The following is a 22,422-nucleotide window of genomic DNA, read 5'->3' on the forward strand; positions in this document are numbered from 1 at the left end:
GGGTTCGGCCGGGACCGGCACCGGGGTGCGGTCCGGGCGCGGGGCGCGGGGCGCGGTCGGGAACGGGCCCGGACCCGGTCGGGGGTTGGGTCCGGGCCCCGTCCAGGAGTCGGACCGGGTCCGGAGTGCGGACCCGGTCCCGCGGGGCCTCACCGCCCGGCGGTGAGCCAGTCCGCGTACCGGGTCGTGGACAGGTGGGCGTCCGGTCCGGGGAGCAGCGAGCGCTCCTGGAGCGGCGCTCCGAAGTAGCCCGCGGACTCGTCCGTGACGACCTCTCGCGGGTCCCCGTCGGCCTTGAGGCCGATCCGTACCAGCTCGTCGAGGGGGAACTCCTCGGGGCCGGCCACCTCCGTCATGCCGTTCAGCGGCGCCGCGACCGCCGCGCCGGCGACCGCGTCGGCGACGTCGTCCGCGGCGAGGGGCTTGATCAGCGCGGAGGGCAGCCGGACCGTGTCGCCGTCGGTGGCCGAGGCGGCGATGCCCTTCACGAACTCGAAGAACTGCGTCGCGTGGACGAGCGTGTAGGGCGCTCCCGAGCCCTTGATCAGCTCCTCCTGCGCGACCTTGGCACGGAAGTAGCCGGACTCGGGCAGCCGCTCGGTGCCGACGACCGACAGCGCGACGTGGTGGCCGACGCCCGCGGCGGCCTCGGCGGCCAGGAGGTTGGTCGTGGACGCCTGGAAGAACTCCATCACCGCGTCGGCCTCGAAGGACGGCGAGTTGGACACGTCGACGACGACCGAGGCCCCCTTCAGGACGTCGTCCAGGCCCTCGCCGGTGATGGTGTCGACACCGGTGTTCGGTGACGCCGCGACCGCCTCGTGGCCGTCCGCCTTCAGCCTCGCGACCACCTTCGACCCGATGAGCCCCGTACCGCCGATCACTACGATCCTCATGGTGCAAACCTTCCGGTCATGTCCTGGCTTCCGTCCGAACCCTTCGGACCCACTGTCCTGATGGACCGGACAGGGCCGGAAAGTGTGACAACGGGGCCGCGGCACGCGGCCGTCACGGGACCGTCCGGACGGGTCCGGACGTCCCAGGTGGTCCGGGCGCCGGGGCGGTCCGGGCGCCGGGGTGGTCGGGACGTCCCGGGTGGCCTGGGCGGTCGGGTCGGTCCGGGCGGTCCGCATGGTCGGGTCGGTCCGGGCGGGCGGTCCGGCGCCCGAGGGTTCAGCCCGTCTTCCACCCCCACTGCGGGCCGACCCGCTCCCACTCCGCGTCCCAGGCGTCGAGCCGCAGTTGCTCCAGCCGTCCGCGCAGGAGGCGTCCGCCCGCGAGGGGCACGGCCGCCGCGCTCACCCCGATCAGCATCCCGACCAGCGAGGCCCGGAGGCTCGCCTGCGCCTTCGTCGCGGGCCTGGTGACCTGCAGTCCCTCGAGGTCCGTCCACACCGTGACCGGGGTGCCGGCCGCGCTGCCGGGCTCCACCCGGGTCTGGCCCTCGTGGGCCACCCCGTCGGCCGCGGTCCACCGCACCTTCGCCCACACCCGTTCGGAGCCCGCGGCCGAACCGGGCGCGCGCTCGATCAACCGGGCGGGCACCGCACGCCACTCCGCCCGCTCCCGGGCGAGGCTGCGCTCGACGGACTGCGCGGTGGCCGCTCCGGCGAGCACGCCCGCGAGCAGGGTGACGGCCCAGGTGGCGAGCAGGGTCCAGGCCTCCACCTTGTCGCTGCGGCGGCGGAGGGGGTTGGGCCACCACCGCCACAGCAACGCCCTCGGACCACGTACTGCCGGTACTCCCGCCATCGCAGGCCCCTCCTCGTCACGAGCACACCCGGTGACGTCCCATACGGGAGCGGCCGCCGGGTTGCTCAGGAGACGTGCCGCACATCTGCCCGCGCCCTCGCGAAACGCTCCTGACCTGCGCCGGAGCCGCTCGGAAGGGTTACTGTCAGTGGCAAGGTGCAGACTGGCCGTTGTCTGAGACAGCGACGTCCGGAGGTGGTCGGCATGGCCGAGGTACTACTCACCGTAGGTACACGCAAGGGTCTGTTCGTCGGGCGGAGGCGCGGCGGCTCCTGGGAGTTCGACGAGACTCCCTACTTCAACGCGCAGGCGGTGTACTCGATCGCGATCGACACCCGCACCGACGTCCCCCGGCTCCTGGTGGGCGGCGACAGCGCCCACTGGGGACCGTCCGTGTTCCACTCCGACGACCTGGGCCGCACCTGGACCGAGCCGGCCAGGGCCGCCGTCAAGTTCCCCAAGGACACCGGGGCTTCACTGGAGCGCGTCTGGCAGCTGCACCCGGCCGCCGCCGAACCGGACGTCATCTACGCGGGCACCGAACCCGCCGCGCTCTACCGCTCGGCGGACCGGGGCGAGACCTTCGAGCTGGTCCGCCCCCTGTGGGAGCACCCCACGCGCTCCAAGTGGGTGCCCGGCGGCGGCGGGGAGGGCATGCACACCATCCTCACCGACGCCCGCGATCCGCGCGCCGTGACGGTCGCCGTCTCCACGGCGGGCGTCTTCCGCACGAAGGACGGCGGCGAGAGCTGGGAGCCCTCCAACTCGGGTGTCTCCGCGGTCTTCCTGCCCGATCCGAACCCGGAGTTCGGGCAGTGCGTGCACAAGATCGCGCAGGACGCGGCGACACCGGACCGCCTCTACCTCCAGAACCACTGGGGCGTGTACCGCAGCGACGACGCGGGCGGCCACTGGACGGACATCGGCGAGGGCCTGCCGTCCACCTTCGGGTTCGCCGTGGCGGCCCATCCCCATCGCGGGGACACCGCCTACGTGTTCCCGATCAACGCGGACTCGGACCGGGTCCCGGCCGACCGGCGATGTCGCGTCTTCCGCACCGACGACGCCGGCAGGAGCTGGCGGCCGCTGACCGAGGGGCTGCCGCAGGAGGACCACTACGGCACGGTCCTGCGCGACGCCCTGTGCACGGACGACGCGGACCCCGCGGGCGTGTACTTCGGCAACCGCAACGGCGAGGTGTTCGCGTCGGCCGACGACGGCGACCACTGGGAGCAGTTGGCCTCGCATCTGCCCGACGTCCTCTGCGTCCGCGCGGCGGTGATCGCTTGAGCCCCGCCACGGGCGGACCGGCCCCCGTCGTGCGACGGTCCGCCGCGCGCCGGAGCCCGGGCACCCGATCCGACCGCCCCGCGCTGCCGAGTCGGGGCGCCCGGTCCGGCAGCGGCCGCCCTCGACGCCCCAACGCCCCTGTCCGCGAGGGGACATACCGGTTCGGCCCGTACGGGGACCACCGGTTGATCGCCGTCGCGCGTACGGCAGTAGGGTGACGCCGTGGCACCACGACCGTTGCACGAGATCGTCGAACCCGGCTGGGCCAAGGCCCTTGAACCGGTGGCCGGACGCATCGCCGAGATGGGGGACTTCCTGCGCGCGGAGATCGCCGCGGGACGCACCTATCTACCGGCGGGACCGAACGTCCTCCGAGCCTTCCAGCAGCCCTTCGACGACGTCCGGGTCCTCATCGTCGGCCAGGACCCCTATCCGACCCCGGGACACGCCGTGGGGCTGTCGTTCTCGGTCGCACCCGACGTGCGGCCGCTGCCCGGCAGTCTCATCAACATCTACCGGGAACTGCACACCGACCTGAGCCTGCCCCCGCCGACCAACGGCGACCTGACGCCCTGGACCCGGCAGGGCGTGCTGCTGCTCAACAAGGCGCTCACCACGGCTCCGCGCAAAACGGCCGGACACCGCGGCAAGGGCTGGGAGGCGGTCACCGAACAGGCGATACGGGCCCTGGCCGCGCGCGGACGGCCCCTGGTGTCCATCCTGTGGGGGCGCGACGCCCGGAACCTGCGGCCGCTGCTCGGCAGCCTGCCGGCGGTGGAGTCGGCGCACCCGTCTCCGATGTCGGCCGACCGCGGCTTCTTCGGTTCGCGCCCGTTCAGCCGGGCCAACGAACTACTGGTCGAACAGGGCGGTGACCCCGTGGACTGGCGGCTCCCGTGACCTCTCCGGGCGCCCGGAAGGGCGGCCGGCCGGGCGTTCTGGGGGTGGACTCCGGAGGATCCGGGCTGCGAGTGGCCCTGGCCGTGGACGGTGGCCGGGTCACGGCTCCGCTGACGTCCGCGGAGCCCGTGCGCACCGGTCCGCGCGGCATCGACGCCGGGCACCTCCTGGGTCAACTGGTGCCGATGGCCCGCCGGCTCATGGCCGGGGCCGGGGTCGGCAGCCTGCGGGCGGTCGCCGTCGGGGCGGCCGGGTTCGGCACGCTGGGCGACGCGCTGCGGGCCGAACTGCCGTCGGCGCTCGCCCGCGACCTGGGCGTACGGAAGCTCGCCCTGGCCGCCGACGCGGTCACGGCGTACCAGGGCGCCCTGGGTCAGCGGGCGGGCGCGATCGTCGCGGCGGGCACCGGGATGATCGCGATCGGTACGGACCTGCGGAGCTGGCGCAGGGCGGACGGCTGGGGGCACCTGCTCGGCGACCACGGCGGCGGGGCGTGGATCGGGCGGGCGGGCCTCGACGCCGCGCTGCGGGCCCACGACGGGCGGCCCGGGGGCTCGCTCCCGCTGCTGGCCCGTGCCGAGGAACTGTTCGGCCCGGTCACGGCGTTGCCCGGGCAGCTCTATCCGCGGACCGACCGCCCGGCCGTACTCGCGTCCTTCGCGCCCGAGGTGGCCGCCTGCGCGGCCCACGACCCGGTGGCGGCGGGAATCCTGGCCACCGCGGCGGGGCACATCGCCGACTCCGCCGCCGCGGTCTGCCCCTCCGGGGCGGACGCCGCACCCGGCGAGGTCCGTCTCGCGCTCACGGGCGGGCTGTTCGGCATGGGCGAGCCGCTTCTCGTGCCACTGCGGGCGGCCCTGACGGACCGCCTGCCGCACGTACGGCGTGTCCCGGCCGCGGGCGACCCGCTCACCGGCGCCGTGCGCATGGCCGCCGACCTGGCCGAAGACCACCTGGCGCTGCCCCGGGACCCCGCCCTGCTCCATGTCGTGTCGGACTCGCGCGACTCGGCGAACACCCCCGACAACAAGGGCATCACGGACAGCGGACCCGTCGACGGTCCCTCGAACACCACGGACATGACGGACGGTGAGGCCGTCACGCCTGCCCGCCCGCCGAGCAGCCCAAACGTCCACCCGCGGGACCGTCCGGCTTGATCCACGGACGGCCGAGTAGATCAAACCGTACGTAACTCATCAGACAAAACAGGACGGATACCGCTCACCTGCACCCTCCCCGAACAGGGGAGCACCGGAAGCCAGTAACATGCGGCGCCATGAGCTCCCCCACTGGGCCCGCGTCCGGCCTGCCTGTACGAATGCCGCGACCCCGCCAGCCCGGCCGGCACCGCCGACCGGAACCGCTGGCGGCTCCCGAGGGCGCGCCCGCGCTCGTCCTCGCGGTGCCGGGCACGCCCAGCGCCGCCACCCGCAGTCTCGCCGAGGAAGTCGTGAGCATCGCGCGCTCCGAGCTTCCCGGCCTCGATGCCCGCATCGGGTACCTGGACGGGGACGACTCCGAGTTCCCCACGCTGCAGTCCGTTCTCGCGCACGCCTCCACGGAACGCGCCGACCGCTTCGAGCAGGCCCGCGCCGCCGGATCCGACGTCACGGAGCCCGACGGGCCCGTGGCCGTCGTCGTGCCCCTGCTCGCCGGACCGGACAGCGCGCTGCTGCGCCGGGTCCGCCAGGCCGTCATGGACAGCCGCGTCGCGGCCGACCTGACCGACGTGCTCGGTCCGCACCCGCTGCTCGCCGAGGCCCTGCACGTACGCCTTTCCGAGGCGGGTCTGGCGCGCGCCGACCGCGCCCGGCTCTTCACCGTGGCCACCGCCGCGGACGGCATCATCCTGGCGTCCGTGGGCGGCAGCGAGGCCGTGCAGGCGGCCGGGATCACCGGCATGCTCCTCGCCGCGCGGCTCGCCGTGCCGGTGATGGCCGCGGCACTGGACGAAGAGGGCTCGATCGCCGCCATCGCCGAGCAGCTGCGCGGCTCCGGATCGCAGCAGCTCGCGCTCGCGCCGTACCTGATCGGCCCCGAGCTGGACGCCGGGCTGCTCGACGCCGCCGCGAAGGAGGCGGGCTGCGCGGCCGCCGAGGCGCTGGGCCCGTACCCGGCCATCGGCAAGCTGGCGCTCGCGAAGTACACGGCCGCGCTCGGCATCGCGCCGCCGCAGCCGCAGGGCGCTCCGGCCCACTAGTTCCCCCGGTCCCGCACACGCACGAACCCCGAAGGGCCCGCTCCTGAACCAGGAGCCGGGCCCTTCGGGGTTGACGCGCGCGTCCGCCGCGGCCTGCGGGTGCCCGCCGGGGTCAACTCGTCCCTGCCAGGCCCTGCGGGGATGGCTGCCGGACGCGCCCGCATGCGACCTGCCCGGTGCCCGCCGGCGTCCAGCGGCGTCCCTTCTCGGTGCCCGCCGACGCCCGCCGACGCCCGCCGACGCCCGGCGCGGCCTGTAGGGCCTGGTCAGGGGCCCGCGAGGGTGCCTTGCGGGCCCCTGGCCGCGCCCGTGGGCGCCGTTCGGCGCCACCGGCACCCGTACCGCGCCCGTCCGGCCCGTACGCGCCTGTCCGCCCGTACGCGCCCGCGCTCAGTCGCCGGGGCCGAGCACCACGCAGGACGCGGCCGGCGCCTTCATCGAGCCGCCGCGCACCGGGACGCCCGTCCCCGGGTCCACCGTGAACCAGGTGACGTCGCCCGAGCGCTCGTTCGCCACGTACAGGAACCGGCCGGTCGGGTCGAGGGCCAGGGCGCGCGGCCAGGCACCGCCGCACGGCACCGTGGCGACGAGCCGCAGGCCCTGCCCCGCCGTGCCGGGGACGAGCACGGAGAGGACGTCCGGGCCCCGCGTCGCGGTCCACACGTACCGGCCGTCGGGCGAGGCGACGATGCCGGAGGGGTACGCGTCGCCCGCCGGCGGGTCGGCGAGGACGGACGTCTCGGCGACCGGCCGCAGCACGCCCCGGACGGCGTCCCAGTGGCAGGTGGTGACGGTCGGGGAGAGTTCGTTGACGACGTACGCGGCGGCGCCGTCCGCGTGGAACGCCAGGTGGCGCGGTCCCGAACCGGGGCGCAGCGCGATCTCCCGGTGCAGGGAGAGGGTGCCGTCCCGCAGTGCGCAGACCCTTACGGAGTCCGTGCCCAGGTCGACGCTCACCGCCCACCGGCGGCTCGGATCGGGGCGTACGTGGTGGGCGTGCGGTCTCTGCTGGCGCTGCGCGTGCGGCCCCGAGCCCTCGTGGCGGAGCACATCCGAGGCGGGGGCGAGGCTCCCGTCGTGGCGGACGGGCACGGCGGTGACGCCGCCGGAGCCGTAGTCGGCCGTCAGGACGTGCCCGTCGAAGAGGCTGAGGTGGGTGGGCCCGCCGCCGACCGGGACCAGTGGGCCGACCAGGGAGGGTTCGTCGCCCTTCAGCCGGTACGCGGCGACCGCGCCCTGCGCCGTCTCGCTGACCGCGTAGAGCATGTCGCCGTCGGGCGACAGGGCGAGGTACGAGGGGTCGGCGACGCTGTTCACGGCGCTCAGCGGCGTGAGGGCGCCGCTCTCCTCGTCCACCGCCGCGGTGAGGACACCGAGGCCTCCCGCCGCCGTGAACGAGCCGATGTACGCGCGTCGTCGCCGTCCGCCGCCGTCTGCCACTGCCGTCCCCTCTCGGGTGCCGTGCCCCGTACCGGGTCGGTTCCGGGATGTCCTGGGCGACGGTAGCAGTCAATGGCCTAGACCAAACGGGTGCTTCGGCCGTGCCCCGAGGGGCCGATCGCGGGTCGGGGGCCGTGCGCACGGACGGGACCGTGTCCGGACGACGCCCGTACGTCCTCCGGCGCACCGGCGTGGCGTTCGACGGAGCGGCACGACCCGGGTCCGGACCGGTCCGCACGGAGACGACGGGCCTGCGGTGCGTCGGGCAGACAGTGCGGAGAGGCAGCGGCCCGACGCGCTCCCGTCACCCGCCCGGCCGTCCGCATCGCCGCGCCGTCCGCATCGCCGGGCCACACGCATCGCCGGGCCACACGCATGAGTGCGGCCACAGCGGGTGCGCGGCCCCACCGGCTCGCACGGCCCCACCGGCTCGCACGGCATGTCCGGCGCCCGGTCGACAGGGTGTCCACCCGCGGCCCGCGGGTGGCGGTCAGGCGCCGACGGCCGCCGAGGCGCGCAGCGGTGCGGCCAGGGCGGCGAGCGCGCGCTCCAGGCCGTGCAGGTGGGCCAGTGCCTGCTCGGCGCCGGGGTGGTGTCCCGGCACGCCCTCACCGGCCGTCACGGCGCGTTCGGGCACCGCTCCGACCAGCACCTCCACCGCCGTTTCGACACGCCCGCAGGCGGCCGTGAGACGGGCGTCGTGCGAGGCGTCGGGATCGGCGGCCACCGCGGCGAGGCCGCGCGCCTCACGGGCGCAGTCGTCGAGGAGGGCGAGCACTTGGCGGGCCCGTTCCTTGCGGGCCCGCATCGGGTTCAGCGGATGGACGAGCGGTGCGAGGGAGAAGCGCACCCGCCCGAGCAGGGCCTCCAGCTCGGCGGCCAGTGGGGCCGGATCGGCGTCGGGGTCCCCGGCGAGGCGGCGGGCGGCCGCCGCGGTGCAGCCGTGCACGGAGCGCACGGCCTGGCCGACCCAGCGGTCGGTGACGGCGTGCGTGGTGACGGGCAGGACCAGCGCGACGGCGAGCACCGCGCCGAGCGCGCCGACCCCGGTCTCCGCGAGGCGCAGTACGAGCAGACCGGGGTGCAGGACACCCAGCAGGCCGTACAGGAGGCCCGCCATGACGGTCACGAAGAACATCATCCAGCTGTAGGACAGCGGCGCGGTGTAGAAGATCCCCCAGACGCAGACGGCCACGATGACCGCGGTGGGCGCCGGGGCGCCGTGCAGCGGTACGGCGATCAGCATGCCCGCCGCGATGCCCGTGAGGGTGCCCAGCACCCGACGGAAGCCGCGGACGAGGGTCTCGCCCCGCGAGGACGTGTTGACGAAGATCCACCATGCGGTGCCGACGGCCCAGTACCAGCGCTCGTGCGACAGCACCTGGCCCGCGGCCATCGCGAAGGCGCAGGCCGCGGTCGTCTGGAAGGCCTGCCGGGTGGTGACCCGGGAGAGTCCGCGTCCGCCCGGCACCGCGGGCACGGCCGGAACGGGCAGGCGCCGCTCGACGCACCACGCGCCGAAGCGCACCGCCGAGGAGGCCGCCAGGGCCAGGGCCATCGCGGTGTACAGCTCCGGGAGCTGCGCCGGTACCGCGTGCAGGAACTGGGTGATGAAGAAGGTCATGAAGGCGAAGATGCCGAGCGCGTGGCCGCGGGGACCCCAGCGGCGGGCGTACACCCCGCCGAGGACCACGGCGAGCCAGGTCGCGTCGCGCGCCGTGGGGACCGTGTGCAGGGTGGCCGCGAGGGCCAGCACCGGGAAGCCCGCTACGGGCAGCAGGGCGGTGGTGACCGCCTGGCCCCGCACGGTCGGATCGCCGACCGTGAACAGCGCGAGGAGCGCGGCCAGACCGGCCGTGATCGACGCGGACAGCGAGAGTCCGGCCAGCTCCGACGCGGCGACCGCGAGCCCGATGCCGAGCACGGCCCGCAGCGAGATCCGCAGCCGTACCAGGCCCGGATCCGGTGCCATGAACATCTTCCTCACCGTCGGCAGCCCGCCCCCGTCTCCGTGTCGACCCCCGCCCGCGGCGTGCGCGCGGACAGGACGTCCGGGCGCGGCCCTCGGGGCATGGGAAAGGCGCCGCGGGTCCGGTCCGGCTTCCTTGCCGTCCGACGCTGCGCGGCGCCATGAATACCCACACGGTAAGCAATCGGAGGGCAGTGGCTCAACAGGCGCGTGACAAGGTGGGCCATTGGTACAGTCGTGGCGCATCAGGCAGGACCACGGAGAGGCCAACGGACCATGGCGGTGGACGAGCTCGACACCCGCATCCTGCGGCTGCTGCTGGAGCAGCCGCGCACCAGCGTGCGGGAGTACGCCCGCATCCTCGGCGTCGCCCGCGGCACGCTCCAGGCACGCCTGGACCGGCTGGAGCGCGACGGAGTGATCACCGGTACCGGTCCGTCGGTGTCGCCCGCCGCGCTGGGTCATCCGGTGCTCGCGTTCGTCCACATCGAGGTGACCCAGGGGCACCTCGACGACGTGGGGGACGCGCTGGCCGCGGTTCCGGAGATCATCGAGGCGTTCTCGATCACCGGCGGCGGAGATCTGCTGACGCGGGTCGTCGCGCGGGACAACGGGCATCTGGAGGACGTGATCCAGATCCTCATCAGCCTGCCGGGCGTGGTCCGCACCCGGACCGAGGTCGCTCTGCGCGAACGGGTGCCCCAGCGGGTCCTGCCCCTCGTGGAGGCGGTCGGACGCGCGGCACGCTGACCGGCACGGGCGGCGCCCGTGCCGGATCGGCGCACGCTCCGGGCGGTTCGCCGCACGCTCCGGGCGGTTCGCCGCACGCTCGGGGCGGTGAGCGGCACCCGCTCGGGACGGTGGGTCGCCGCCCGCTCCGGGCACTGATCCGCTCAGGCCGGGGCGGTGCTCGACGCACGGGGTGGCGGTGATCCGCGGCACCCGGCACCGACCCGCGCCCGGTCGGGACGGTGATCCGCGGGGCACGGCACCGCGGTCGGCGTCCGCGGAACCGGGGCCCGGGGTGCGGACCGCGACCGGCGCACGCGCCGACGGTCGGGCGGTCGGCCCCGGGACCCGGCCCGGCCGCCCCGAGGTGGCCCTTGGCATCCTGGACGCATGAGCATCCCCGGCGGCCTCTCGGTCATCTTCGATCTCGACGGAACACTCGTGGACAGCGAGCCGAACTACTTCGAGGCGGGGAGGCAGACCCTCGCCGAGCACGGCGTCACGGACTTCACCTGGGCCGACCACGAGCGCTACGTGGGCATCAGCACCCGGGAGACGCTCGTGCTCTGGAAGGAGCGGTACGACCTGGACGCCCCGCTCGACGTGCTCCTGGCGGACAAGAACCGCCGCTACCTGGAGCTGGCCCGCGCGTCGACCCGCGTCTACCCGCAGATGCGGGCGTTCGTGGAGCTGCTCGCCGCGGACGGCGTGCCGATGGCGGTGGCCTCGGGCTCCTCCCGCGAGGCCGTCCGGGCCGTCCTCGCGGGCACCGGCCTGGACGCGTACCTGCTGACGGTCGTCTCGGCGGAGGAGGTCGCGCACGGGAAGCCCGCCCCGGACGTCTTCCTGGAGGCCGCCCGGCGACTGGGAGCGGTTCCGGCGGAGTGCCTGGTCGTGGAGGACGCGGCCCCCGGCGCCCAGGCGGCACATGCCGCCGGGATGCGCTGCCTCGCCGTCCCGTACCTCCCGTCGCAGGCCGGCGACAGCGCCTTCGCGACGGCGGCCCTTCTGGTACGCGGCGGGCAGGCCGAGTTCAGCGCCAGGGCTGCGTACGACTGGCTCGCGGGAGCCGTGCGCCCGGCCTGAGCCACCGCCCGCGCACCGCCGGGCGCGCCGCACCCGTCCCGCCGCCCGCGTCAGGTCCGGCGCGCCACACGGCCGAGGTCACCCGCTCGAGCGACGTCACCGCTCACGTCACGCCCGCCGCGTCGAGCAGCGCGGCGGCCGTCGTCGTGGCCAGCCCCGCCAGGGTCTCCGCGCCCGCGCCGGCCCTGGCGCTCGCTCCGTCGAAGACGAGGGTGAGCTGCCGGGCCAGGAGTTCGGGATCGCCGGCCCCGCCCCGCCGGGCCTCCTCGCGGAACGCCTCGGTCAGCGCGCCCTTGACCCGCAGCGCGACGACGCTGGCGGGGTGCTCGGGGTCCTTGAGCTCGACCAGGGCGGACAGGTACGGGCAGCCGCGGAAGCCCTCCTCGGCCGAGGCCAGCTCCAGCTGCTCGAAGACGTGCAGTACGCGGGCGCGGGCGGACCGGCCGTCCTCAGGAGCCGGACCGAGGCGCTCCCAGTACTCGGGCGCGCGCAGCTCCAGACTGGCCGCGAGCACCTCGTCCTTGCTCGTGAAGAGCTGGTACATCGAGCGCTTGGACACCCCGGCGGCGCGGCACAGCGCCTCGACGCCGATGGAGACCCCGTCGCGGTAGAAGAGCTCCGTCGCCGCGTCGAGCAGCCGGTCTCTCGTGGACACCTTGTCCGTACTGGTCATGGGGGCGAGGCTACCGCCGCCGGAGCGCCCCTGGAAACCGATCGGTCCACGAAGCGGCGGCGGTACCCGCGTGCTCGTCGCGACGGCCACGGCCCGATCCCCGTCCTAGGCGGCGAGCTGCGGGTAGAGCACCGGCAGCTCGGCCGAGAGACCGGACTTGACCTGCCGCGACACCTCGTCCGCGAGCACCTCGAAGGCCCCGGTCTCGATTCCGTCGAGGGCCTGCGCGGCCACGTCGGCGGGTGACGACTTGGGGGCGTCGACACCGGCCGTCATGTCCGTCTCGACATAGCCGACGTGCAGCCCGGTGACGTCGATCCCCCGCGGCCTGAGGTCGAGCCGCAGGGAGTTGGTCTGGGACCAGAGGGCGGCCTTCGAGGCGCTGTACGAACCGGCGAGGCCGATCCACGACAGCGCGGAGTGGACGTTGAGGATGTGGCCGCCGCCGTTGCGCTCGATGACCGGGACGAAGGCCCGTGCGGTGAGGAGCGGTCCGTAGAAGTTGGTCTCGAAGTCCCGGCGCACGTCGTCCACCGGAGCCTCCAGGAAGGAGGCGTTCACGGCGACCCCCGCGTTGTTGATCAGGATCGTGACGTCCCCGGCGCGCTCCGCGGCGGCGGCGACGGACTCGGGGTCGGTGACCTCCAGGGCCAGCGGGACAGCCCCGGGGTGCGTGACCGTCCGCGGGTCGCGGGCCGTGGCGTACACCTTCTTCGCCCCCCGCTCGAACAGGCCCTCCACCAGCGCCTTGCCGATCCCCCTGCTGCCGCCGGTCACCAGGACGACGGAACCTTCGATCGCGGTCATGCCACTCTCCGAACCCATCACGTGGAAACCGATCGGTTTCCTCTCATGGAAAAAAGGTAAACCGATCGGTTTCACAACGCAAGGCGGGGCGCGGCCCGGAAACGCGAGCGGCCCCGCCGTCATACGGCGGGGCCACTCGAAAAGGACTGGTCAGCGCGGGCTGACGCCCGGGGACGTGTTACGCGCCACTCTCCCTGAGCATGTCCTCGCGCTCGACGTACTTGACCCGCTCACGGCCCTCGGGCTCGCCGAGCGCCTTCTCCGCGGCGTCCAGGCGGTACCAGCCCTCCCACGTCGTGCAGCGCACGTTCCGCTCGGCGAGGAAGGCGTCCACGGCCTCCGGGTCGGGGGAGGCGGGGGTCTGCAGCCGGCCGTTCGCGTGGTCGTCCAGCAGGTTGGCGACGGTCTCGTTGGCGTCGCCCTTGGTGTGACCGATCAGACCGACGGGACCGCGCCGGATCCAGCCCGTCACGTACGTCGACTGAAGGTGCTCACCGGTCTCCTGGATCACCCGGCCGCCCGCGTCGGGAACCGTGCCGGACTCGACGTCCCAGGGCAGCTTGGGGAGCTTGTCGGAGAGGTAGCCGACCGCCCGGTACACCGCGCTGACGTCCCAGTCCTTGAACTCGCCGGTGCCCTTCACGTTGCCCGTGCCGTCGAGGGCGGTGCGCTCGGTGCGCAGCCCGACGACACGGCCGTCCTCGCCGAGGATCTCCGTCGGCGACTCGAAGAAGTGCAGGAAGAGCTTGTGGGGGCGGTCGCCGACGTCGCGGATGGCCCAGTTCTCCAGGGTCTTGGCGACCATGTCGGCCTGCTTGTTGCCGCGGCGGGTCGCGATCGAGCCGTCGTCGTAGTCGATGTCCTCGGGGTCGACGACGACCTCGATGTTCGGGGAGTGGTCCAGCTCCCGCAGCTCCATCGGGCTGAACTTCGCCTGCGCCGGGCCCCGGCGGCCGAAGACGTGGACCTCCAGCGCCTTGTTCGCCCTGAGCCCTTCGTGGACGTTCGGCGGGATCTCGGTCGGCAGCAGTTCCTCGGCCGTCTTGGCGAGGATGCGGGCGACGTCGAGCGCGACGTTGCCGACGCCGAGCACGGCGACCTTCTCCGCCTCCAGCGGCCAGGTGCGCGGAACGTCCGGGTGCCCGTCGTACCAGGAGACGAAGTCCGCGGCGCCGTACGAGCCGTCGAGGCCGATGCCCGGTATGTCGAGCGCGCGGTCGGCGGTGGCACCCGTCGAGAAGACCACCGCGTCGTAGAAGGCGCGCAGGTCGTCGAGGTTGATGTCCCCCGGGTAGTCGACATTGCCGAAGAGTCGGATCTGCGGCTTGTCCAGCACCTGGTGCAGGGCGGTGATGATGCCCTTGATGCGGGGGTGGTCGGGGGCCACGCCGTAGCGGATCAGGCCGAAGGGGGCGGGCATCCGCTCGAAGAGGTCGATGGAGACACCGGGCTCGGCGGCCACCCCCGACTTCAGCAGGGCGTCGGCGGCGTAGATACCGGCGGGACCGGCTCCGACGATGGCTACCCGCAGGGGGCGAGGCATGTTCAGGTTCCCTTCGAGCGGTGGCAGTCGATCTCGCCGGAAGCCTAAACTAAGGCAAGCCTAAGTCAGTAGCCGGGCTGGATCTATGACCTCATAAATCCGGTTTATGAGTCGACTCCGACCCGTACGGGCACGTACGGGTCGGCGCGAAGCGCCTGGTCGGACGCTACAGCCCGCCGCGGCGGACGCTTCGGGCGGCCCCGGTCGGACGACGGCCGCTGCGGGCTCGACGGAGGGCGCCTCGCGCGGGAAAGGGCCCTGAGACCGGCGGACCCCGTGCCGCGGCTCGCACCGGACGCATCCGCCGGGGCCGGGACAACCCCGGCCGGTGGGACCGGTCGGGACCAGCCCTCGGGGACGCGGGCGGCGCGACCGGGCACCGCCGCGGCGCGCGGACCGGCGTGCCCGCCCGGGACCGGAACAACGGGCGGAGGCCCCACGCCTACGGACCCGGTGGAACCCCTGTGGACCTCACCACCGGAGCGGGCGGGCCCCGGCGCACGGCCCCTCACCGCGGGCGCGGGGCCGGCGGGGCCGCACCGCGACGCGCCGCCCCGGTTCAGCTGTCGAAGTCGACCGTCAGCGTGTCGGAGACCGGGTACGACTGGCAGGTGAGCACGTATCCCGCGTCGATCTCGGCGGACTCGAGGGCGAAGTTGCGGCGCATGTCGGCCTTGCCGTCGGTGACCAGGGCCCGGCAGGTACCGCACACACCGCCCTTGCAGGCGAAGGGCAGGTCCGGGCGGGCCCGCTGGGCGCCGTCGAGAATGCTCTGCTCCCGGTCGAGGGCCGACGTCGTGGACCGGCCGTCCAGGGTGATCGTGACCTGGCTGACGGGCCCCTGGGCCGCGGCCTCCTCGTGGCGCACTTCCCGTACGGGCTCGTCGTCGGCGTAGAACAGCTCCCGGTGCACCCGGGCCTCGTCCACTCCGGCCGCTGCCAGCACCCGCTGGGCGTCGCGCACCATGCCGTGGGGGCCGCACAGCCACCAGTGGTCGGCCCGCTCGACGTCGACCAGGGACTCGATCAGCGCCGCGAGCCGTTCCGCGTCGAGGCGTCCGGACAGCACCTCGGCCTCGCGGGGCTCGCGTGACAGCACATGGGCGAGGTGGAAGCGTGACGGGTGGAGGTCCTTCAGGTCCGCCAGCTCGTCCGCGAACATCACCGTGCCGCTGCGCCGGTTCCCGTAGAAGAGCGTCACGGTGGACCGGGAGTCCGCCGCGAGCACCGACTCGGCGATCGAGATCATCGGTGTGATGCCGGAGCCGGCGGCGATCAGCACATGGTGGCCGGGCTCGGTCAGGTCGGGCGTGAAGGCACCCGTGGGGGCCATCACCTCGACGGTGTCGCCGGGACGCACCTCGCCCACGAGCCACGCCGAGAACAGGCCGCCCGGCACGACCCGCACGCCGATGCGCGGCACCGAGCCCGCGGGCGAGCAGATCGAGTACGAGCGCCGCTCGTCCCGTCCGTCGATCTCGCGCCGCAGCGTGAGCGACTGGCCGGGGGCGAAGGCGAACTCCCCGGCCAGTTCCTCCGGGATCTCGAAGCCCACGGCCGCGGCGTCCTCGCACAGCGGCTGCACGGAGGCGACACGCAGGGCGTGGAAGGCCGGGCGGCGGCGGGCACGGGGGCGCGGCGCCGGGGTGGTGGCGGCCGGAGCGGGCGCGGCGGGGTCCGCCGTCCGACCCGTCGGCTCGTGCCTCAGGCCTTCCATCAGATCTCCTTGAGGTACTCGAACGGCTCGCGGCAGGCGAGGCAGCGCCACAGCGCCTTGCAGGACGTGGCGGCGAAACGGGAGGTCTCCTCGGTGTCCGCCGAACCGCAGCGCGGGCAGTCCACCGTGCGCCGGGTGGGTGTCAGCACGAGGGGCACCGGGCCGGCGGCGCGGCGCGGCGCGGCCCCGGGCGGGGCGATGCCGTTCGCGGCGAGCTTGCGGCGGCCCTCGGGGGTGATCCAGTCACTGGTCCACGGCGGGTCCAGGACGGTACGGATGCGTACGTGCCCGTAGCCCGCGTCCCGCAGCCGGGCCGCCACGTCCGCGCGCATCTCGGCCATCGCGGGACAGCCCGAGTAGGTCGGCGTCAGGCTGGCGACCACGGTGCCGTCCGCGGTCAGCTCGACATCGCGCAGGACGCCCAGGTCGGCGAGGGTGAGCATGGGCAGTTCGGGGTCCGGCACCTGCTCCGCGACGGACCGGGCGTGCCGCACGTCGGCCAGGACGCTCACCATGCCGCCTCCGGGTGCGCGCGTGCCACGCTCTGCAACTCGGCCAGCAGCGGGGCGAGATGCTCGGTGTGCTCGCCGGACCGGCCTGAACCGGGCAGCGGACGGTACACCGGCATGGGGAGTCCGGCCGCGTGCGTCACCTGGCGCAGCACGGCGACGACCTCGTCCCGCACGTCGTGGGCGGTGAACAACTCGCCCAGGTACGGGGCGACCTGATCCATCGCCGCCCGCATCCGGCGGTGCGACTCCTCGGTTCCGTCGCCGAGGCGGACGGCCCACTCGGCCGCGTACTGCCGGTGGTACGTCAGTTCCTTGACGCCCTTCGCCGCGATCGCCGAGAGGACGGGGTCGGGGTGGGAGGCGAGCCGCTCGAAGTGCGCGAGGCGCCAGCTGGACATCACCAGCAGCCGTACGACGGCGAACGCGAAGTCCCCGCGCGGGAGTTCGGCCAGCCGCACGTTGCGGAACTCCGCCGGGTCGCGGAAGTAGGCGTACGCGTCCTCGTCGCGTCCCGTGCCGTCGACCTGGCCGGCGCGCGCGTACAGCAGACGGGCCTGGCCGAGGAGGTCGAGGCCGATGTTGGCGAGGGCGACCTCCTCCTCCAGTTCGGGGGCGCGGGTGGTCCACTCGGCGAGCCGCTGGGCGCCGACGAGGGCGTCGTCGGCGAGGGCCAGGCAGTCCGCGGCGAGCAGGACGGTGTCGATGCCCGCGGGCACGGCGGTGTCCACGCCGTGCAGGGGGTCCTCGAAGCCCGTGCCGTACGCCCACCTGGAGTCGTCCTCGTGTCCCTCGGCGAGGGACAGGTAGACGTGGTCGTCACTCATTCCCTGCTCCTCAGATGTGGGGGACGTCGTCGGGGATGTCGTAGAACGTGGGGTGCCGGTAGACCTTGTCGGCGCTGGGGGCGAAGAACGGGTCCTTCTCGTCGCGCGTGGACGCGGCGATGTGCTCCGAGCGCACCACCCAGATCGAGACGCCCTCGTTGCGGCGGGTGTACAGGTCGCGGGCGTGGGTGAGGGCCATGGCGTCGTCGGCGGCGTGCAGCGATCCGACGTGGACGTGGTTCAGCCCGCGCTTGCCCCGTACGAACACCTCGTACAGGGGCCAGTCGCCCTTGGTCGTGCCGGTCATGCCGTCGCTCCTTCACGTGCGCGGGCCGCCTGCTTGGCGGCGTGGGCGGTGGCCGCCTCACGCACCCACGCGCCCTCCTCGTGGGCGGTCCTGCGCCGCTCCACCCGTTCTGTGTTGCAGGGTCCGTCGCCGCCGATGACCCGCTTCAGCTCCGACCAGTCGGGGGTGCCGAAGTCGTGGTGCCCGAGCTCCTCGTTCCAGCGCAGTTCGGGGTCGGGCAGGGTGACGCCGAGCTTCTCGGCCTGCGGCACGGTCATGTCGACGAATCGACGGCGCAGTTCGTCGTTGCTGTGCCGCTTGATCTTCCAGGCCATGGACGCCGCCGAGTTGGGCGAGTCGCCGTCGGGCGGGCCGAACATCATCAGGGAGGGCCACCACCAGCGGTTCACCGAGTCCTGGACCATGGCCCGCTGTTCCTCGGTGCCGCGCATCATCGTCATCAGCAGTTCGTAGCCCTGGCGCTGATGGAACGATTCCTCCTTGCAGATCCGCACCATCGCGCGGGCGTACGGTCCGAACGAACTCCTGCACAGCGGGACCTGGTTGCAGATCGCGGCGCCGTCCACGAACCAGCCGATCACGCCCACGTCGGCGAAGGTCGGCGTCGGGTAGTTGAAGATCGACGAGTACTTCTGGCGGCCCTCGATGAGGCGCTCCGTCAGGTCCGCGCGGTCGGCGCCGAGGGTCTCCGCCGCCGAGTACAGGTACAGCCCGTGCCCGGCCTCGTCCTGCACCTTCGCGAACAGGATCGCCTTGCGGCGCAGCGACGGCGCGCGCGTGATCCACTCGCCCTCGGGCTGCATCCCGATGATCTCCGAGTGCGCGTGCTGCGCGATCTGCCGGACCAGCGTCCTACGGTAGCCGTCCGGCATCCAGTCGCGCGGCTCGATCCGCTGGTCACGCGCGATCGTCGCGTCGAAGTGCTCCTGGAGGTCCTCCTGGGGCGGCACCTCGGCGGAGTGTGTCGTGGTCATCGATACCAGCTTCCCTACCGACCATTCGTTCGGTCTCAGTGTGACGTGTTTCCGGCGACCGGGCAAGACCCGGGCGCCGGGGTCCCGCCGGCGCCCCCGGGGAGGGGGACCACCCCGGCTCCGGGTCCGGCTCCGGCTCCGGGTCCGGCCCTCGACCCCGGCTGCGTCGGGCCGACCGGCCGGACCCGGTCCACACCACGGGGCCCCCACCCGACGCCCCACCCCGGGGCACCGGCGGCGGGGTTGCGGGCGGACTCCCGGCGGTCCTGCCGGCGCCGCATGGCCCCGCGGCGCCGGGTGACGCCGGGCGGCCCCTCAAGGCCGGCTGACGCCGTGCGGGTCCGGAGGGTTCGGGGACCCTCCGGAGAGGGCTCACACGCGTTCCACCAGCATCGCGACCCCCTGCCCCACCCCCACGCACAGGGTGGCCAGCCCGAGCCGTCCGCCCTCGCGCTCCAGGCGGCCGAGCAGCGTCAGCAGGATGCGGGCGCCGGAGCAGCCGAGGGGATGACCTAGCGCGATGGCGCCACCGTCGGCGTTGACCTTCGCCTCGTCCAGCTTCAGCCGCCGGACCACGGCCAGCGCCTGGGCCGCGAAGGCCTCGTTCAGCTCGACGGCGTCGAGGTCGGCGACCCCCCGGCCCGCCCGGGCGAGCGCCTTCTCCGTGGCCGGGACCGGGCCGAGGCCCATCAACTGCGGCGGTACGCCGGCCGAGGCGGACGTCACGATCCGGGCACGGGGCGTGAGGCCGTACCGCTCTACGGCCGCACCGCTCGCGACCACGAGCGCGGCGGCGCCGTCGGAGAGCGGGGAGGCGGAACCGGCCGTGACGATGCCGTCCGGGCGGAAGATGGTCCGCAGCGCGCCGAGCTTCTCCGTCGTCGTGCCCGGCCGCGGCCCCTCGTCACGGGTCACCTCGCCGCCCTTCACCGGCACCGGCACGATCTCACGGTCGAAGTGCCCGGCCTCCTGCGCGGCGACCGCCCTCCGGTGGCTGCGCAGCGCGAACGCGTCGGAGTCGGCGCGGGTGATGCCGTCGAGCGCCGCGACCTCCTCGGCGGTCTCCCCCATCGACAGGGTGACCCGTACCGTCCCGGGTCCGGCGCCGGCGGGCACGGCACGGTCGGCGGCGGTGAAGCGCGGGTTGGTGAAGCGCCAGCCGAGGGAGGTGTCGTACACCTCGCCCGGCTTGGCCCAGGGGGTACCGGGCTTGGCCATCACCCACGGCGCCCTGGTCATCGACTCGACACCGCCCGCGACGACGAGTTCCGCCTCGCCGGAGCGGACGGCCTGCGCGGCCGAGGCGACGGCGGTCAGCCCGGAGGCGCACAGCCGGTTGACGCTGTAGCCGGGAACGGTGTGCGGGAGTCCGGCCAGCAGCACGGCCATGCGGGCGACGTCCCGGTTGTCCTCGCCGGCCTGGTTGGCGGCTCCGAGGATCACCTCGTCCACCGCCTCCCCGGGTATCCCGGCGCGCCGGACGGCCTCACCGACCACCAGGGCGGCCAGGTCGTCGGGGCGCACGGAGGCCAGCGCGCCTCCGTAGCGGCCCTGCGGCGTGCGGGCCCCGTCGATCAGATAGACCTCGTCGGACATGGTCGGACTCCTCCACGGGAACGGGCCGGCGGGACGGCGGCGTCATCGGCGCCCGACGACGGGCACGGGCGGGTGTCGGCAGGTCGCCGGCCGTGCGGTCGGGGACGGTCCGGGGCATGCACTCCACCTCTTGACACCCAGTGGCACGGCTGGATTACTTGGCCGTGCCGCAAGCTAACCGAATGTTCGGTCGGTACACAAGGTGGTGGAAAAGGTGACGCGGACCACTGGCGCGACGGCGCCCGCGGAAGCGATGTTCGCCGCGGACGAGGCCTCGCGGGGCCTGGGCATCGAGCTGCTGGAGCACGGCGAGGGCACGGCGGTGCTCCGGATGACCGTGACCGCGGCGATGGTGAACGGACACCGGATCGCCCACGGCGGCTTCGTGTTCCTGCTGGCCGACAGCGCCTTCGCCTGCGCCTGCAACAGCCGCGGGCCGGTGACCGTCGCGGCGGGCGCCGACATCACCTTCGTGGCTCCGGCGCACGAGGGCGACGTACTCGTGGCGCGGGCCGAGGAACGCGTCCGGTTCGGCCGCAGCGGCATCTACGACGTGAGCGTCCTGCGCGGCGACCAGGTGGTCGCGGAGTTCCGCGGACGCAGCCGCAGTATCGGCACGACGACGAAGGAGTCGCCATGAGCACCAAACCGACGGGCGGCGCGGCGAGCGGACCCCGCCTCGGCGGACCCCTCCCCGGCGACCTGCTGGACGACGGCGAGCGGCTGAGCCGCGGGCAGCTCCGGGAGCTCCAGCTCGACCGGCTCAGGGCGACCCTGCGGCACGCGTACGACAACGTGGAGCTCTACCGCAAGAAGTTCGACGAGGCGGGCGTCTCCCCGGACGACTGCCGCTCGCTGGAGGACCTCGCCCGGTTCCCGTTCACCACGAAGGCCGACCTGCGGGACACGTACCCCTTCGGCATGTTCGCCGTCCCGATGGCCGACGTACGGCGTGTGCACGCCTCCAGCGGCACCACCGGACGCCCCACGGTCGTCGGGTACACGGAGAACGACCTCTCGATGTGGGCCGACGTGGTCGCCCGCTCGATCCGGGCCGCGGGCGGCCGCCCCGGGCACAAGGTGCACATCAGCTACGGCTACGGGCTGTTCACCGGTGGCCTCGGCGCGCACTACGGCGCCGAACGGGCCGGCTGTACGGTCATCCCGGCCTCCGGCGGCATGACGGCCCGCCAGGTGCAGATCATCCAGGACTTCCGGCCCGAGATCATCATGGTCACGCCCTCCTACATGCTCACGCTGCTCGACGAGTTCGAGCGGCAGGGCATCGACCCGCGCTCGACCTCCCTGGAGGTCGGCATCTTCGGGGCCGAGCCGTGGACGGAGGAGATGCGCCGCGAGATCGAGTCGCGCATGGACATCCACGCCGTCGACATATACGGGCTGTCCGAGGTCATCGGGCCGGGCGTCGCGCAGGAGTGCGTGGACACCAAGGACGGGCTGCACGTCTGGGAGGACCACTTCTACCCGGAGGTCGTCGACCCGCTCACGGACTCCGTGCTGGCCGAGGGCGAGGAGGGGGAGGCCGTCTTCACCTCCCTCACCAAGGAGGCCCTGCCGATCATCCGCTACCGCACCCGTGACCTGACCCGGCTGCTGCCCGGCACGGCCCGGCCCGCGTTCCGCCGCATCCAGAAGATCACAGGACGCTGCGACGACATGATCATCCTGCGCGGGGTGAACGTCTTCCCGAGCCAGATCGAGGAGATCGTGCTGCGCACCCCCGGGGTCGCCCCGCACTTCCAGATCCAGCTCGCGCTGCGCGGCCGCATGGACCACATGACCGTGCTCGTCGAGGCGCGCCCCGGCGCGGGACCGGAGCAGCGGGAGACGGCCGCCGCGGCGATCGTCCGGGGCGTCAAGGACGGGGTGGGCGTGAGCGTCGAGGTGACGGTCGTCGACCCGGAGACCCTGGAGCGCTCGCTCGGCAAACTCCGCCGGGTCAGGGATCTCCGCAGCCGCTGACCGCGGGGACGGCGACCGCGGCCGCGCCTCGGCTCGGACTCGGGCTCCGCTTCGGCTCGGGCTCGGACTCGGACTCGGGCTCCGCTTCGGGCCCGGGCCCGGGCTGAGTCCGGGCCCGGG

Annotated in this window: 21 protein-coding genes; 8 read left to right on the forward strand and 13 right to left on the reverse strand. The window is 74.0% G+C overall.

Annotation, left to right across the window (positions count from 1 at the left end; translation table 11 throughout):
- Positions 1-149 precede the first annotated feature (149 nt).
- Positions 150-896 carry an SDR family oxidoreductase gene (locus IE265_RS35765; protein WP_190039948.1) on the reverse strand — a complete coding sequence of 249 codons (747 nt, stop codon included), beginning with the start codon at positions 894-896 and terminating at the stop codon, positions 150-152.
- A gap of 277 nt (positions 897-1,173) precedes the next feature.
- Positions 1,174-1,752 carry an Rv1733c family protein gene (locus tag IE265_RS35770; RefSeq protein ID WP_190039949.1) on the reverse strand — a complete coding sequence of 193 codons (579 nt, stop codon included), beginning with the start codon at positions 1,750-1,752 and terminating at the stop codon, positions 1,174-1,176.
- A 204-nt stretch (positions 1,753-1,956) separates the two neighbouring features.
- Between IE265_RS35770 and IE265_RS35775 the strand changes: the two genes are divergently transcribed.
- From IE265_RS35775 to IE265_RS35790, 4 genes are all read left to right on the forward strand, one after another.
- On the forward strand, positions 1,957-3,042 hold the full coding sequence (locus tag IE265_RS35775) for a WD40/YVTN/BNR-like repeat-containing protein (protein ID WP_190039950.1): 1,086 nt from the start codon (positions 1,957-1,959) through the stop codon (positions 3,040-3,042).
- A 222-nt stretch (positions 3,043-3,264) separates the two neighbouring features.
- Positions 3,265-3,942, forward strand: a complete 678-nt coding sequence (locus IE265_RS35780; RefSeq protein ID WP_190039951.1) for a uracil-DNA glycosylase — start codon at positions 3,265-3,267, stop codon at positions 3,940-3,942.
- Positions 3,939-5,099: an N-acetylglucosamine kinase gene (locus IE265_RS35785; RefSeq protein ID WP_190039952.1), complete on the forward strand. Its 1,161-nt coding sequence runs from the start codon at positions 3,939-3,941 to the stop codon at positions 5,097-5,099. Before IE265_RS35780 ends, IE265_RS35785 begins: the two co-directional genes overlap by 4 nt.
- 119 nt (positions 5,100-5,218) lie before the next feature.
- Positions 5,219-6,142: a sirohydrochlorin chelatase gene (locus IE265_RS35790; RefSeq protein WP_190039953.1), complete on the forward strand. Its 924-nt coding sequence runs from the start codon at positions 5,219-5,221 to the stop codon at positions 6,140-6,142.
- Positions 6,143-6,532: 390 nt separating this feature from the next.
- On the opposite strand, the gene IE265_RS35795 is transcribed toward IE265_RS35790, so the two are convergent.
- Complete coding sequence (locus IE265_RS35795) at positions 6,533-7,582, reverse strand: lactonase family protein (protein ID WP_190039954.1); 1,050 nt, start codon at positions 7,580-7,582, stop codon at positions 6,533-6,535.
- A 490-nt stretch (positions 7,583-8,072) separates the two neighbouring features.
- A complete protein-coding gene (locus IE265_RS35800; RefSeq protein ID WP_190039955.1) occupies positions 8,073-9,560 on the reverse strand; it encodes an FUSC family protein in 1,488 nt (495 codons plus the stop codon).
- A 267-nt stretch (positions 9,561-9,827) separates the two neighbouring features.
- Between IE265_RS35800 and IE265_RS35805 the strand changes: the two genes are divergently transcribed.
- Complete coding sequence (locus tag IE265_RS35805; protein ID WP_190039956.1) at positions 9,828-10,301, forward strand: Lrp/AsnC family transcriptional regulator; 474 nt, start codon at positions 9,828-9,830, stop codon at positions 10,299-10,301.
- Positions 10,302-10,670: 369 nt separating this feature from the next.
- On the forward strand, positions 10,671-11,366 hold the full coding sequence (locus IE265_RS35810) for an HAD family hydrolase (RefSeq protein ID WP_190039957.1): 696 nt from the start codon (positions 10,671-10,673) through the stop codon (positions 11,364-11,366).
- A 103-nt stretch (positions 11,367-11,469) separates the two neighbouring features.
- Here IE265_RS35810 and IE265_RS35815 read toward each other — a convergent pair whose 3' ends face one another.
- From IE265_RS35815 to IE265_RS35855, 9 genes are all read right to left on the reverse strand, one after another.
- Entirely contained in the window at positions 11,470-12,039 is a 570-nt protein-coding gene (locus tag IE265_RS35815) for a TetR/AcrR family transcriptional regulator (RefSeq protein ID WP_190039958.1), read from the reverse strand.
- 105 nt (positions 12,040-12,144) lie between these two features.
- Positions 12,145-12,846, reverse strand: coding sequence for an SDR family oxidoreductase (locus tag IE265_RS35820; RefSeq protein WP_190039959.1), 702 nt, complete (start codon positions 12,844-12,846; stop codon positions 12,145-12,147).
- Between the two features lie 178 nt (positions 12,847-13,024).
- Positions 13,025-14,389, reverse strand: a complete 1,365-nt coding sequence (locus IE265_RS35825) for an FAD-dependent oxidoreductase (RefSeq protein WP_190039960.1) — start codon at positions 14,387-14,389, stop codon at positions 13,025-13,027.
- Positions 14,390-14,948: 559 nt separating this feature from the next.
- Entirely contained in the window at positions 14,949-16,106 is a 1,158-nt protein-coding gene (gene paaE, locus IE265_RS35830) for a 1,2-phenylacetyl-CoA epoxidase subunit PaaE (RefSeq protein ID WP_190039961.1), read from the reverse strand.
- Positions 16,106-16,621 (reverse strand): 1,2-phenylacetyl-CoA epoxidase subunit PaaD, encoded by a 516-nt coding sequence (gene paaD, locus IE265_RS35835; RefSeq protein ID WP_190039962.1) that lies wholly within the window; start codon positions 16,619-16,621, stop codon positions 16,106-16,108. Before paaD ends, paaE begins: the two co-directional genes overlap by 1 nt.
- Positions 16,615-17,442, reverse strand: coding sequence for a 1,2-phenylacetyl-CoA epoxidase subunit PaaC (gene paaC / locus IE265_RS35840; protein ID WP_190039963.1), 828 nt, complete (start codon positions 17,440-17,442; stop codon positions 16,615-16,617). Before paaC ends, paaD begins: the two co-directional genes overlap by 7 nt.
- A gap of 10 nt (positions 17,443-17,452) precedes the next feature.
- Positions 17,453-17,749 carry a 1,2-phenylacetyl-CoA epoxidase subunit PaaB gene (gene paaB / locus IE265_RS35845; protein ID WP_190039964.1) on the reverse strand — a complete coding sequence of 99 codons (297 nt, stop codon included), beginning with the start codon at positions 17,747-17,749 and terminating at the stop codon, positions 17,453-17,455.
- Entirely contained in the window at positions 17,746-18,723 is a 978-nt protein-coding gene (gene paaA / locus IE265_RS35850) for a 1,2-phenylacetyl-CoA epoxidase subunit PaaA (protein ID WP_190039965.1), read from the reverse strand. The genes paaB and paaA overlap by 4 nt, the downstream gene beginning before the upstream one ends.
- A gap of 372 nt (positions 18,724-19,095) precedes the next feature.
- Positions 19,096-20,319, reverse strand: coding sequence for a thiolase family protein (locus tag IE265_RS35855; protein ID WP_190039966.1), 1,224 nt, complete (start codon positions 20,317-20,319; stop codon positions 19,096-19,098).
- A 253-nt stretch (positions 20,320-20,572) separates the two neighbouring features.
- On the opposite strand from IE265_RS35855, the gene paaI reads away from it, so the two are divergent.
- Complete coding sequence (gene paaI / locus IE265_RS35860; RefSeq protein WP_190039970.1) at positions 20,573-20,959, forward strand: hydroxyphenylacetyl-CoA thioesterase PaaI; 387 nt, start codon at positions 20,573-20,575, stop codon at positions 20,957-20,959.
- Entirely contained in the window at positions 20,956-22,302 is a 1,347-nt protein-coding gene (paaK, locus tag IE265_RS35865) for a phenylacetate--CoA ligase PaaK (RefSeq protein ID WP_190039967.1), read from the forward strand. The genes paaI and paaK overlap by 4 nt, the downstream gene beginning before the upstream one ends.
- Positions 22,303-22,422: the final 120 nt, after the last annotated feature.

The sequence above is a fragment of the Streptomyces fructofermentans genome (assembly GCF_014651055.1).
GTDB classification, from domain to species: Bacteria; Actinomycetota; Actinomycetes; order Streptomycetales; family Streptomycetaceae; genus Streptomyces; species Streptomyces fructofermentans.

Bases quoted from the DNA above. Each gene is read 5' to 3' on its own strand.
- IE265_RS35765 (WP_190039948.1), bottom strand. From the start codon at position 896: ATGAGGATCGTAGTGATCGGCGGTACGGGGCTCATCGGGTCGAAGGTG.
- IE265_RS35770 (WP_190039949.1), bottom strand. From the start codon at position 1,752: ATGGCGGGAGTACCGGCAGTACGTGGTCCGAGGGCGTTGCTGTGGCGG.
- IE265_RS35775 (WP_190039950.1), top strand. From the start codon at position 1,957: ATGGCCGAGGTACTACTCACCGTAGGTACACGCAAGGGTCTGTTCGTC.
- IE265_RS35790 (WP_190039953.1), top strand. From the start codon at position 5,219: ATGAGCTCCCCCACTGGGCCCGCGTCCGGCCTGCCTGTACGAATGCCG.
- IE265_RS35800 (WP_190039955.1), bottom strand. From the start codon at position 9,560: ATGTTCATGGCACCGGATCCGGGCCTGGTACGGCTGCGGATCTCGCTG.
- IE265_RS35805 (WP_190039956.1), top strand. From the start codon at position 9,828: ATGGCGGTGGACGAGCTCGACACCCGCATCCTGCGGCTGCTGCTGGAG.
- IE265_RS35810 (WP_190039957.1), top strand. From the start codon at position 10,671: ATGAGCATCCCCGGCGGCCTCTCGGTCATCTTCGATCTCGACGGAACA.
- IE265_RS35815 (WP_190039958.1), bottom strand. From the start codon at position 12,039: ATGACCAGTACGGACAAGGTGTCCACGAGAGACCGGCTGCTCGACGCG.
- IE265_RS35820 (WP_190039959.1), bottom strand. From the start codon at position 12,846: ATGACCGCGATCGAAGGTTCCGTCGTCCTGGTGACCGGCGGCAGCAGG.
- IE265_RS35825 (WP_190039960.1), bottom strand. From the start codon at position 14,389: ATGCCTCGCCCCCTGCGGGTAGCCATCGTCGGAGCCGGTCCCGCCGGT.
- paaE (WP_190039961.1), bottom strand. From the start codon at position 16,106: ATGGAAGGCCTGAGGCACGAGCCGACGGGTCGGACGGCGGACCCCGCC.
- paaD (WP_190039962.1), bottom strand. From the start codon at position 16,621: ATGGTGAGCGTCCTGGCCGACGTGCGGCACGCCCGGTCCGTCGCGGAG.
- paaC (WP_190039963.1), bottom strand. From the start codon at position 17,442: ATGAGTGACGACCACGTCTACCTGTCCCTCGCCGAGGGACACGAGGAC.
- paaB (WP_190039964.1), bottom strand. From the start codon at position 17,749: ATGACCGGCACGACCAAGGGCGACTGGCCCCTGTACGAGGTGTTCGTA.
- paaA (WP_190039965.1), bottom strand. From the start codon at position 18,723: ATGACCACGACACACTCCGCCGAGGTGCCGCCCCAGGAGGACCTCCAG.
- IE265_RS35855 (WP_190039966.1), bottom strand. From the start codon at position 20,319: ATGTCCGACGAGGTCTATCTGATCGACGGGGCCCGCACGCCGCAGGGC.
- paaI (WP_190039970.1), top strand. From the start codon at position 20,573: ATGTTCGCCGCGGACGAGGCCTCGCGGGGCCTGGGCATCGAGCTGCTG.
- paaK (WP_190039967.1), top strand. From the start codon at position 20,956: ATGAGCACCAAACCGACGGGCGGCGCGGCGAGCGGACCCCGCCTCGGC.